Origin of the sequence: Nonlabens sp. Asnod3-H03, assembly GCF_045063665.1 — a bacterium.
GTDB lineage: Bacteria > Bacteroidota > Bacteroidia > Flavobacteriales > Flavobacteriaceae > Nonlabens > Nonlabens ulvanivorans.
Genome location: NZ_JBEFOD010000008.1, coordinates 1,244,342 through 1,256,502, shown reverse-complemented (window position 1 = coordinate 1,256,502; position 12,161 = coordinate 1,244,342). Strand labels below are relative to the sequence as shown.

At 34.7% G+C, this 12,161-nt stretch carries 12 protein-coding genes; 4 read left to right on the top strand and 8 right to left on the bottom strand.

Annotation, left to right across the window (positions count from 1 at the left end; all coding sequences use genetic code 11):
• Positions 1–228: 228 nt before the first annotated feature.
• Entirely contained in the window at positions 229–2,439 is a 2,211-nt protein-coding gene (locus ACJJVI_RS08910) for a bifunctional alpha,alpha-trehalose-phosphate synthase (UDP-forming)/trehalose-phosphatase (protein WP_405351506.1), read from the bottom strand.
• 86 nt (positions 2,440–2,525) lie between these two features.
• Between ACJJVI_RS08910 and ACJJVI_RS08905 the strand changes: the two genes are divergently transcribed.
• Entirely contained in the window at positions 2,526–4,304 is a 1,779-nt protein-coding gene (locus tag ACJJVI_RS08905; RefSeq protein ID WP_405351504.1) for a glycoside hydrolase family 15 protein, read from the top strand.
• A gap of 45 nt (positions 4,305–4,349) precedes the next feature.
• Here the strand turns inward: ACJJVI_RS08905 and ACJJVI_RS08900 are convergent, their stop codons facing one another.
• The 3 genes from ACJJVI_RS08900 to ACJJVI_RS08890 form a co-directional block, all read right to left on the bottom strand.
• Positions 4,350–4,967, bottom strand: coding sequence for a LysE family translocator (locus ACJJVI_RS08900; RefSeq protein WP_405351502.1), 618 nt, complete (start codon positions 4,965–4,967; stop codon positions 4,350–4,352).
• 91 nt (positions 4,968–5,058) lie between these two features.
• Entirely contained in the window at positions 5,059–5,490 is a 432-nt protein-coding gene (locus ACJJVI_RS08895; RefSeq protein WP_042271250.1) for a lipocalin family protein, read from the bottom strand.
• 26 nt (positions 5,491–5,516) lie between these two features.
• Positions 5,517–6,563, bottom strand: coding sequence for a quinone-dependent dihydroorotate dehydrogenase (locus ACJJVI_RS08890; protein ID WP_405351500.1), 1,047 nt, complete (start codon positions 6,561–6,563; stop codon positions 5,517–5,519).
• A 75-nt stretch (positions 6,564–6,638) separates the two neighbouring features.
• On the opposite strand from ACJJVI_RS08890, the gene lpdA reads away from it, so the two are divergent.
• On the top strand, positions 6,639–8,030 hold the full coding sequence (gene lpdA, locus ACJJVI_RS08885) for a dihydrolipoyl dehydrogenase (protein ID WP_405351498.1): 1,392 nt from the start codon (positions 6,639–6,641) through the stop codon (positions 8,028–8,030).
• Between the two features lie 80 nt (positions 8,031–8,110).
• On the opposite strand, the gene ACJJVI_RS08880 is transcribed toward lpdA, so the two are convergent.
• Complete coding sequence (locus tag ACJJVI_RS08880; protein WP_405351497.1) at positions 8,111–8,701, bottom strand: hypothetical protein; 591 nt, start codon at positions 8,699–8,701, stop codon at positions 8,111–8,113.
• A 175-nt stretch (positions 8,702–8,876) separates the two neighbouring features.
• Between ACJJVI_RS08880 and ACJJVI_RS08875 the strand changes: the two genes are divergently transcribed.
• Positions 8,877–9,488: a porin family protein gene (locus ACJJVI_RS08875; protein ID WP_405351496.1), complete on the top strand. Its 612-nt coding sequence runs from the start codon at positions 8,877–8,879 to the stop codon at positions 9,486–9,488.
• A 51-nt stretch (positions 9,489–9,539) separates the two neighbouring features.
• On the opposite strand, the gene ACJJVI_RS08870 is transcribed toward ACJJVI_RS08875, so the two are convergent.
• Positions 9,540–10,430 carry a hypothetical protein gene (locus tag ACJJVI_RS08870; protein ID WP_405351494.1) on the bottom strand — a complete coding sequence of 297 codons (891 nt, stop codon included), beginning with the start codon at positions 10,428–10,430 and terminating at the stop codon, positions 9,540–9,542.
• 45 nt (positions 10,431–10,475) lie between these two features.
• Here ACJJVI_RS08870 and ACJJVI_RS08865 point away from each other — a divergent pair, with 45 nt between their 5' ends.
• Entirely contained in the window at positions 10,476–10,820 is a 345-nt protein-coding gene (locus ACJJVI_RS08865; RefSeq protein WP_042248282.1) for a TM2 domain-containing protein, read from the top strand.
• 51 nt (positions 10,821–10,871) lie between these two features.
• Here the strand turns inward: ACJJVI_RS08865 and aroQ are convergent, their stop codons facing one another.
• Entirely contained in the window at positions 10,872–11,291 is a 420-nt protein-coding gene (gene aroQ / locus ACJJVI_RS08860; protein ID WP_042248279.1) for a type II 3-dehydroquinate dehydratase, read from the bottom strand.
• Between the two features lie 93 nt (positions 11,292–11,384).
• Positions 11,385–11,993, bottom strand: a complete 609-nt coding sequence (locus ACJJVI_RS08855; RefSeq protein WP_036581673.1) for a porin family protein — start codon at positions 11,991–11,993, stop codon at positions 11,385–11,387.
• Positions 11,994–12,161: the final 168 nt, after the last annotated feature.

Genomic DNA, 12,161 nt, shown 5'->3' with positions numbered 1-12,161 from the left:
AGAGTGTAAAGATAATGTGGATTTAAGGTTTACGAAAACGATTTCAACTTCTTATTTTTAACGCAAAAAGCCTCTTAAAAACTAAGAGGCCTTAAGGTTCAAGCAAAAATTAAGGGGAAGTTTAATTTTCAATTGTAATTTCTTTTCTATCAAATCTGAGTTCAAATATGAATGATAAGAATCACATAATTATCACAACGCCACTTAATTGATTACAACCACTCTTTTTTAAGATATAAACAAACTCAACAAACCTGCAACATCTTCTTGTCGTTCTATATAATATCGTGCGGCAGTATTTACACGTCCTACTTTTACAGTAACGGCATCTTCTGGTAGATCTTGGAACATAAATTCATCAGTCCAGTCGTCTCCAATAGCAAAAACAAAATCTTTTTCTGAACTTAATATATGATTAGTTGCCGCTTTACCCTTGTGAACATTCATACTTTTTATTTCAATGACTTTGTTACCATAAAGAACGCTTAAACCACGGTTGATGCTTAGCTCTTTAATAACGTTAGAGAGCTCTGTAGCTCGTTGCTCACCTAAATCAGGATCTGCTTTACGATAGTGCCATACTAAGGAATATTTCTTTTTCTCTATGAATGTACCAGGAGTACGATCAACATATTTTTGAAGAATAGGCTCTATAGTCGGAAACCAGTCTGTATTCATGGTCTCAGTTAGACGCCATTTTTCATCACCTAGGTTCTTTTTAAGCACTCCATGTTCTGCAATAAGAACCACTGGAATATCCTTAAACCATTCTCCCAAAGTATCTGCATCGCGGCCACTGATAATCACAACTTCAGTACATGGCAATTCATTTAAACCGCGTACTAAATTTAAAATTTCTTCATCTGGATGTGCTTCGCTAGGGTCGTTAACAAAACCTCTTAAAGTCCCATCATAATCTAAAAAGAAGATTCTATTCTGAGATTCTTTATATCGTTGTAACAATTCCTCTTTACAATTAGAGTTTATTAATTTAGTCTTTACCAACTCTTCATTTCTTTTAACGGATTTAAGCTTGTTCATAAAATCTTCTGCCCATTTCTCTACATTGTAGCGTTTCAGGCGACTTTGCATATATTTATTACGTTTTTTTTGCTCAATCACAGGCATCTCTATAGCTTTCTTTATGGTGTCTGCAATCAATTCGAGGTCATTAGGATTAATGAGTAATGCCTCATTCATTTCCTTTGCTGCACCTGCCATCTCACTTAAAATCAATACACCTGTGCGATCAGTACGACAGGCGATATATTCTTTAGCAACTAAATTCATTCCGTCGCGTATAGGTGTAATAAGAGCCACTTCACAAGAAGTATAAAGATCTATTAAGTTGGTAAATGGCATAGACCTATAGAAGTACCAGATAGGCGTCCAACTTACGGTGGCAAATTTTCCATTAATACGTCCTACTAGCTCGTCAATTTCTTTTTTCAATCGTTTATATTGTTTAACGTTTGAACGACTGGGAACCGCTAACATGACTAGTCGCACCTTTTCAATATAATCTGGATATTTCTCTAGGAACCGCTCATAAGCCTTGATACGGTTTGCGATACCTTTTGTATAATCTAGTCTATCAATAGACAGAATCATTTTAGCCTCAGGAGTTTCTTCTTGATGATGATATAATCTGCGTTGTAGTTCACTCTGCGTTATATCTGTTTGTTGTTGGTTCGCTTTTGAAAAAGAAGAAAACTTTTCATAATCAATACCCATAGGAAAGGAATCTACTGTCACGACACGATCTGCCAGAGTGATACTATTAAAACTAGTCGCATAGCCTAAAATCCTACTTACCGAACTTAAAAAATGTCGCTCATAATCATAAGTATGAAACCCAATAAGATCAGCACCTAAAAGTCCATTTAAAATCTGCTCACGCCATGGAATTGTTCTGAAAACTTCAAACGATGGAAATGGAATATGTAAAAAGAAACCAACAGACACATCTGGACGTTCTTCTTTTATAAGTTGTGGCAACAACATAAGTTGATAATCATGCACCCAGACGGTATCACCTTCTTCTAAGTTTTCTAATACTACTTGCGCAAATTTTTCATTTACCCTTTTATAGGATTCCCAATATTTGTTACTAAATTTTGCATATTCCATAAAATAATGAAACATGGGCCATATGGTATGATTGCTAAATCCATAGTAAAAGCCGTCTAAGTCTTCTTGAGACAATGCTACAGAGGCACATTGTTGCTCTTGAACCGCTTTTTCCACAGCACTTTCTAGCTGTGAATCAACATCTTCCTGTATAAGTCCATTCCACCCTATCCATATTCCATTACTCTCTTTATGTACAGATTTAAGTCCTGTAGCCAGCCCACCAACACTAGGAGAAGAGGAAACTTTACCGTTTTCAATGTTTAATTGTAAGGGTAATCTATTAGAAACTATTAATGTTTTTAACATAAAGATAAATCCTTTGGTTTGAATTATTGATTAATCCTTAAATTTCGGAAAAATCTGTTTGCCCTAAAGAAAATTATACGATTATTATGAATAATTTAAATTATGGAATTATAGGTAACTGCCAAAGCGCAGCCCTTATTTCTGAAAAAGGTTCAATTGACTGGTGCTGTCTTCCTATATTTGATTCTGCATCTGTGTTTGCAAAATTACTAGATGACAAAAAAGGTGGTTCTCTCAGTTTTATAATCACTGATGATTATTCTATATCTCAGGAATATCTATGGCAAACTAATATCCTAAGCACCACTTACGATAATGGAATCGATGCGTTTCAGGTAATTGATTTTATGCCACGTTACCAGCAAGAAGATGGCAGTTATTATACGCCGCCAGATATCATAAGATTTATAAGACTGTTGAAAGGAAAGCCCCAATTTTCCGTGCAGTATGATCCACGTCTAGAATATGCTTCTAGTAAAGTATTTACTACGATTGAAGAAGAGTATATCCATAGCCAGACTAAAGATGGTAAATATGATTCTTTGTTTTTATACAGCGATCTCAATTATAGCGACATTGTCAACCAGCAAACTATAACATTGACTGGTAACGCCTATTTATTAGTGAGTTATCATGAGAAATTGAGTCCGCAAAGTCTAGACAGATGCTATCTTAAATTCCAGCGTACTAAAACCTACTGGATGGACTGGAGTGAAAAAACGACTCGCTATCCGATCTATCAAAATGAAATTGTACGTAGTGCTCTTACTCTCAAAGTACTTTCTTATGAAAAATCTGGAGCTGTACTAGCTGCTGCTACCACAAGTTTACCAGAAACCATCGGTGAGGTAAGAAACTGGGATTATCGTTTTTGTTGGATACGAGATGCTTCTATGGTAATTAAAGTCATTGCAGATTTAGGGCATCCATTAAGTGCACGTAAATTTTTACAATTTGTTATAAATACCATACCTGATAAAGATGAAAAAATTCAAATCATGTATGGAATTAATGGTGAGCGTGACCTTACAGAGAGTTTTCTAGACCATCTAGATGGGTATCAGAATTCGCAGCCTGTGCGCATAGGCAACGCTGCTTACATACAGAAGCAAAATGATATCTATGGGATTTTAATGGAGGTTATATATCGCCAGTTTGTAGAATTTGAAACCACTCTAGAAAACCGCGAAGAACTGTGGACCATTATTAAAGGAATTACTAAAATAGTAGAACAGCACTGGCAAGAACCAGATAAAGGTATATGGGAGCTGCGTACAGAAGATAGACATTTCACGTTTTCAAAATTACTTTGTTGGGTCGCCATGGATCGAGCTATTAAAGTAGGTGAAATATTAGGGCGTAATGAGCCTTTGAAAGATTGGAAAACATTACGAGCAGAAATTTATGAGGATATTTACCAAAATTCTTGGAGCGAAGAAGTACAAGCATACACCCAATCTTATGGTTCAAAAGATTTAGACGCCTCGACGTTATTAATGGAACAGTATGGATTTATTAAAGCCACTGATTCTCGTTTTATAAGCACCGTACAAGCAACAGAAAAAGAATTATGCCGCGATGGATTAATGTATAGATATAAGAATCAAGACGACTTTGGTGAGCCGTCTTCTAGTTTTACGATTTGCTCATTCTGGTTTATAGATAGTCTTAACAAAATAGGAGAAACCAAGAAAGCTCGTAAGTATTTTGACCAGTTGTTATCGTACAGTAATCACTTAGGATTGTTTAGTGAGGATATAGATTTTGAAACCAAAAGACTACTAGGAAACTTTCCACAGGCCTATTCACATCTTGCGCTTATAGAAACTGCCATCAATTTTTCAAAAACCATGGAGAATAATTAGTCAAGAAATCTAAATATGCAAATTGTTTAAAAACATTTTATTTTATTAAGGAATCAAAATAGCAACAGCAATACCTATAAAAACTACAATTTGTGTCCATTTCATGGCTGGTGCAAACCAAGTGTAAGTTTTTATGAAACTTGCTGCTTTTCCAGCTAATAGCGCTATTGTATAAAATGTAAGTAATGATACTAACATAAAAACGCCACCTAACATATAGATTTGAATCCAATCTGGATAAGAGTTTGCCATTACAAATTGCGGTAACAATGCGAGAAAAAACAAAGTCACTTTAGGATTGAGCAAATTCATAGTAATTCCTACTTTGTAAAGCTTCCATAGACTTTGGGAAGAAGTTTTTGAATCACCAAATTCAATACTCGCATCTGATTTATAAATTTTAAAAGCGAGATAAAGCAAATAAATAGCACCAGCAATTTTAATAGAATACAACAACCACTCATTATCTCGGATAACAACAGCAAAACCTAATGCAACTACTGATGTATGAACAATACATCCTGTAATTAATCCACTGGCGATGGCAATTCCATATTTAGAACCTCTTGCCACCGATTGTGTGAGAACAAAAATATTATCTGGTCCTGGAGATAATGCCAGAATCAAAGTTGCGATTGAAAAGGATATAAGAGTTTCTAACAAATAATTGATTGAAATATTTACTACTCAAATTTAAACCATTAAAAAAGGCTATCAAACAAATGATAGCCTTGAATAAAGATTCGTGATAATCCTACTTTTCGTATTTGTAAATTTCTTGTTGATTTTGTGGAACAGCTGTGCCGTTTCTTTCAATCACTACGACTTGTAATTGAGTTGAATTAACTACAATTACTTCATTAACAAAAGTCCCTTCTCCGGTAACCGATTGTGTTATCAAATCTCCATTTCTTACCCAAGTAAAACTGGTGGTGGAAAAATCACACGGAGCCATTTGATTCTCTGGAAACCTCTCTCCACCTGTCAAATCAGAATTAAAAGTAATGGTTTGTTCAGTTTGACAATTCATTGTAGGAACATCTACACCTTGATTCTCTACTGATTTCAGAGTCCAAATTCCAACAATATCATCTTGATTTACTGTTTGAACATCATCGTCTGAACCACAAGATGTAAAACTGAAAAATATAACAAGGACTAAAATGTGTACTAAATACTTTTTCATAAAATTAAATTTTGTCGAAAGAAAAACTAACGAGCTTTCCTAATTATTTCTCGATTAATATCCCTAATCAAAGCAGGACCTTCATAAACAAATCCAGTATATAATTGCACCAGACTCGCACCAGCGTTCATTTTATCAATAGCATCTTGTGCGGTCATGATTCCACCTACACCTATTATTGGAAAAGCGCCGTTGCTTTTATCGTGTAAAAAAGCGATTACCTCTGTTGCTCTTTTAGTCAGTGGCGCACCGCTTAATCCGCCGGCTTGTTTTACTAGACTTTCTTCTGATTGTAATCCTTCTCTAGAAATGGTTGTATTACTAGATATGACTCCATCAATTTGAGTGTCTTCTACGATTCCTATGATATCCAGCAATTGATCGTCGGTAAGATCTGGAGCGATTTTAAGGAGTATTGGTTTTCTTTGAGCCTTTTCATTATTTAAGTCTTGAAGTGTTTGAAGTATGTGCGTTAGCGGTTTGCGATCTTGCAGCTCGCGTAATCCTGGTGTATTGGGTGAGCTCACATTTACTGTAAAATAATCTACATAATCAAACAGCTTTTCAAAACAAATGATGTAATCGTTTACCGCATCCTCATTAGGCGTGAGTTTGTTCTTCCCAATATTTCCACCTATTAAGACGTGATTAGATTGGCCTAGCTTTGGATTTCTTTTCAATCGTTCTACAGCAGCATCTACTCCACCGTTATTGAAACCCATTCTGTTTACAATCGCTTGATCTTTCTTTAATCTGAACAATCGTTGCTTAGGATTTCCATCTTGCGGCTTTGGTGTCAGCGTTCCTATTTCTATAAATCCAAAACCAAGATTTGAAAATTCTTTAAATGCTTTAGCATCTTTATCAAATCCTGCTGCCATTCCTACTGGATTCTCAAACTGTAAACCAAAGAGTTCTCTTTTTAAAGCAGGATGATTTTGTTTATAACGCTTTCGCGAAAGCGCACTAAAACCAGGCACTTTGCTCAATAATTTGATGCTTTTAAAAGAAAAATGATGAACTGCCTCTGGATCAAAGGAGAAAAGGAACGGTCGTACTATAGATTTATACATAAGAATAAGGTTGTGCAAATTTACAATCCGTTAGACTTTATTCCATATTTTTGTGACTCTTAAAAATTGACAGATATGAGTAAATATGATGTAATCGTTTTAGGTAGTGGACCTGGTGGATATGTAACTGCAATACGCGCGTCTCAATTAGGTTTGAAAACTGCTATTGTAGAGAAGGAATCTCTAGGTGGAGTATGTTTGAATTGGGGTTGTATCCCTACAAAAGCACTAATTAAAAGTGCTGATGTTTTCAATTACCTCAACCATGCCGAAGATTATGGTCTTAAAGTTACTGGTGTAGATAAAGATTTTAACGCGGTTGTGAAACGTTCTCGTGATGTTGCTAACGGAATGAGTAAAGGTGTACAATTCTTATTAAAAAAGAATAAGATAGATGTCATCATGGGTTACGGTACCGTTAAAAAGGGAAAGAAAATAGAGGTAAAAGCTGAAGATGGTTCTACTTCAACTGTTGAAGGAAAGCATATTATTATAGCTACTGGTGCAAAGTCTCGTGTACTTCCTAATTTACCACAGGATGGTAAAAAAGTAATAGGTTACCGTGAAGCTATGACTTTAGAAAAGCAGCCTAAGAAAATGATCGTAGTAGGATCTGGAGCGATAGGTGTTGAGTTTGCTTATTTCTATAACTCTATGGGAACTGAGGTTACTATAGTAGAGTATGTAGATCGTATTGTACCTGTTGAAGATATTGACGTTTCTAAGCAAATGGAACGTAGCTTTAAAAAAGCAGGCATTAAAATCATGACGTCTAGTGAAGTTACTGGTGTAGATACATCTGGTAATGGCGTTAAAGCAACGGTAAAAACTAAAAAAGGAGAAGAAGTTCTTGAAGCTGATATCGTTTTAAGTGCGGTAGGAATTGAGACTAACTTATCTAACATAGGTCTAGAAGAAATAGGAATATCTACAGATCGTGGTAAAGTACTAGTTAATGACTGGTATCAAACTAACATACCTGGATATTATGCCATAGGTGATATTACAGCTGGTCCAGCTCTAGCTCACGTGGCAAGTGCCGAAGGTATTTTGTGTGTAGAGAAAATTGCAGACATGCATGTAGAACCACTTGATTATGGTAACATACCTGGTTGTACATACTCTACTCCAGAAATTGCGAGTGTAGGTATGACAGAAGCACAAGCTAAAGAAGCTGGTTATGAATTAAAGGTTGGTAAATTTCCATTCAGCGCATCTGGAAAAGCAAGTGCCTCTGGCGCAAAAGATGGTTTTGTAAAAGTGATTTTTGATGCTAAGTATGGTGAATGGTTAGGATGTCACATGATAGGAGCTGGTGTTACTGATATGATTGCCGAGGCAGTTCTAGGTCGTAAACTAGAAACTACTGGTCACGAAGTATTAAAAGCGATACATCCACACCCTACAATGAGTGAAGCGGTAATGGAAGCTGTAGCAGACGCATATGGTGAAGTGATTCACTTATAAAGTAAGATTGATAATAAATCAAAAGCCTCAATTTCTTATTGAAATTGAGGCTTTTTTAATTTGTTTTAGAAATTAAACTTTTAAAATTTAATTCCCATACCTAATGTAACTGTATGTATCCTACCTCTAGATGTAGATAAATTTTGAAGCTGAGTTCTTTTAAGAATATCTCCTTCATACCTTAAATCTATAAAAATACTTTTACTTGCCTGATACCGGACACCTAGTTGAAATCTAGGCATTATAGATCTGTATTGAGGATTATTTTCTCTACCATCATAGAAATTATAACTGCCAGCATACTCAACTGCCAGACCACCGTAAGCAGTCCAACGAGGCGCAAATTGATAACCGTATTGTAAAGATATGGTAGGAGCTAATCTGTAGTATAAACCAGCACTTAATTCCATTTTAAGATTGGAATTCTTATTGATTTGATACTGTGCAAAAAATGCTAGTCTGGTAATTCCATCAGTTTGAGAAAAACCACCTGTGCCCTGAAAATTAGAATAAGTACTTCGCTCTAATCCTTGATTCACTTGCAATCCAAAATCCCATGACTTGGGTTCTGGGAATAAATAAGATAAATCTGTCGATCTCTCTTCTTGCGCGTTTGTAAGTAAGGCACAAGAAAATGCGAGCAGCATAGCCGCAAAAAATTTGTTTTTCATCATTTAGTTTTTTAGTTCAGGAGATAACGATATTTAAAACACAATTATTTGTTAATCAAATTGTTAAATGCTCCCAATTAACAAATGAACATCTCGACCAAAGTATTTTCCTATAAATTGAAATTTTATTTAATAAATTAGATACATTAGGGCCTTAACTAACCAAATTTATAATATGAAAAAACTATTATTAACTTTAATCACCTGTGTATCATTAAGCTTAACTGGACAAGCACAAGAAAAAGGGCTTATTGAAGTGATGGGAAGTGCAGGATTAAATATCTCTAACGTCTCTAACGCATTTGACAATACTAAATCTGATTTCAACTTTAATGCAGCTGTAGGTGCAGAATATTATTTTAGTGATCGATGGGGAATTAAAGCTAAAATTATACTAGATCAAAAAGGCTGGGCAGATGGTTTTGTATCTGATGAATTCGGTACTTTAATAACAGACTTCAGACTCAGCTACACGACAATTCCTGTAACTGGTGTTTTACATTTTGGAAGAAGTGATAATTGGTATTTACACTTTGGAGGTTATGTAGGTTTTCTAAATGATGCAACAGCTCTTGCAAATGACTCGGATGTTTCTGAAGCATTTAGTAGTACCGATTTTGGATTTAATACAGGTATAGGTGTTCGCATTCCTATTTCAGATCAAGCAAAAATATTCTTTGAATACGATGCACAATCCGGATTAAACGATGTATTTAAGGAGAATAACGGTGAAGCAGCTAGAAATGGCCGCAGTAGTATAAATGCAGGAATTGTGTTTAGTCTTTAAAAACATTTTAAAAAATAAAAAAAGCTCTAAAATAATATTTTAGAGCTTTTTTTATTTTTTATTGATCTGTGGCTTTTCTTTATAAAAGACTAGAGTAACTTCTTCACCTACAACAAGACTTGATAATAGATCGATGGTCTCTCCTTTTCCATCAGATAATTTAATTTTTGCTGTATTTGGAGCTTCTTGCCCTTCATTTAATGCTGTGACAGTGATTGTGTTAACTTCTTTTGTAAGTTGTAGTTCTATTTCTTTTTGCTTCTTTACCGTACTATAGGAAGATAAAATATCTTTACCATTTAAAGTGATTTTAATGATATCACCATCTACTGTTCCTGGATCCCAAATCATCAATTTCAAATAATCTTGATTCCATATAATATTTACCTTTTCTCCACCTTTCAATCTATTATCTTCAAAACGACTCATGAATTGATTCATGTCTATTTTTTGCTTAGTGCTATCTGCAATTTTATTAGACTTTGCGACTAATCTCTCAAATCGTTCAGTTCGCTTTTCAATTTTATCAGCAGCGTTAAGACTCAACTCACCATCAATGCAACTCGTTAAGTCATCATAGTAGCTTTTGAAAGTTCCTTCTACTGCAGCCTTACCGTTAAGTTTTCTAGTTTTACCAGTAAAGTACACGTAACAAAAATCAAGTTCGGTAATATCAGACTTGGTATAAATAGTTGAAACCTCTCTAAATTCTAAAGTATTCTTACGATCATTAAATCGTCCAACAATTGACGATTTAGTCTCGTGATCTCCATTCATATCTGTATAAGAATATCCTTTAATAAGACCTTCTTTCTCAGTAAAATTAACTTTATAAGATATAAATGTACTGTCTGGTAATTTCAAAAAACCTAGGTATTCATGTTCTTGTGCATTAGAGAATATTGAGAAGAAGATTACTACAATAAGAAGGTGCTTATTCATTATAAATTATATATTTGGTAAATATAACTAACTAAATTTTCTAATATGAAAACTAAATTGACTCTAGCTCTTATGAGCATTTTCATGCTGGTAAGCACATTAAGTTTTGCTTCTTTCCCAGTAGAACGCAACGTTGTTACTACAGTTAACACGACAACAACTGTTGAGGAATCTACTACAACGGTTACTCTTTCTTCTCCAGCTGCTGCGGCACTTGATGAAGAAATGTGGATTGCAGCTGCTTTATGGTTCTTCTTAGGAGGATTTGCTGCTCACAGATGGTACTTAGGTAGCCCATGGTACTGGAATGTACTTTTCATTATCACTTTAGGTGGTATAGGTATATGGTGGCTAGTTGATGGTATTCAAATACTTTCTGACAACTGGTAGAAATCAGTTCTCGACATTATTAAAAAGGCCACTATTTCTAGTGGCCTTTTTTTATAACTTAAAACTTTTAATGGCTAGTTCATAGCCTTTAAGACCAAGACCACTAATGATCCCAGCAGCATTTTTTGAGATATAGGAGACATGTCTAAATTCTTCCCGATCCATCACATTAGAGATATGGACCTCAATTACAGGAACGCTTATACCTGCAACGGCATCTCCTATCGCTACAGAGGTATGCGTGTAGCCACCGGCGTTAAAGATCACACCATCTACTCCATTTTCTTGAGCAGCATGTAATTCATTAATTAGTTCTCCTTCAATATTGGACTGATAATATGAAAGCTCAATTTCTTTAAAAGCGAATTGTAGCTCTCTAAAATATTCTTCAAAACTTTTAGAACCATATGTTTCTGGTTCTCTCTTCCCTAATAGATTTAAATTAGGACCATTAATGATGTGTATTTTCATGGTTTAAAGATATTGGTAATTACGCTTTCGCGAAAGCGTGAAACAAAAAAAGCAGCCCTGCGGCTGCTTTTTAAATCATCGTTTATAATCTCCTTAGAATTTATATCCTAATGAAATCTGTAAATTTGAATTAGTGATATCATCACCGAAAGTGTCATTATCTTTATACACATTACTTAACCCAATCATATAACGTGCGCTAACATTAAATCCTTCTAGAGAAGTTCCTTCTTTGAATTTATAAGCTAGTCCACCACCTACACTTAGGTCAATAGTTTCTGCATTAAGTTCTTCATCAACATTTTCACCGTTAACTTCATACTTATCACTTACTAAGAAACCTATTTGTGGTCCTGCATCAATAGAGAATCCAGAATCAGCGATATAAAATTTAGCTAACACTGGTACATTGATGTAGTCTAATTTTAATACTTGTTCAACATTTTGCCCTAAAATCTCATCTTCTGATTGTAATCCTTGCGTAGAGTATACTACCTCACCTTGTAATCCAAAAGTGTCGTTGAACATATATTCACCTGTAAGACCTACATGAAAACCAGTTCTACCATCTGCGTCTTCAACACTATCGCCTGTTAATTTTGCAAAGTTAACACCACCTTTAACTCCAAAATCAATTTCTTGAGCTGATGATAATCCAAAAGCAAACACCCCTAAAATTAAACTTAATGCAATTTTTTTCATAATATTTTGATTTTTTATTAGTTCGGTGCAAATATAATTGCGTCCTAAACCGGTATGTATTAAAAAAAATATAAGGAGTCTTAAAGGATGTTAATTGAAAAATGCCAATTATTAACTGTCAACCTTTTAAGCCGATGTATTAATTTTTAATTAACACGACCTCATTAT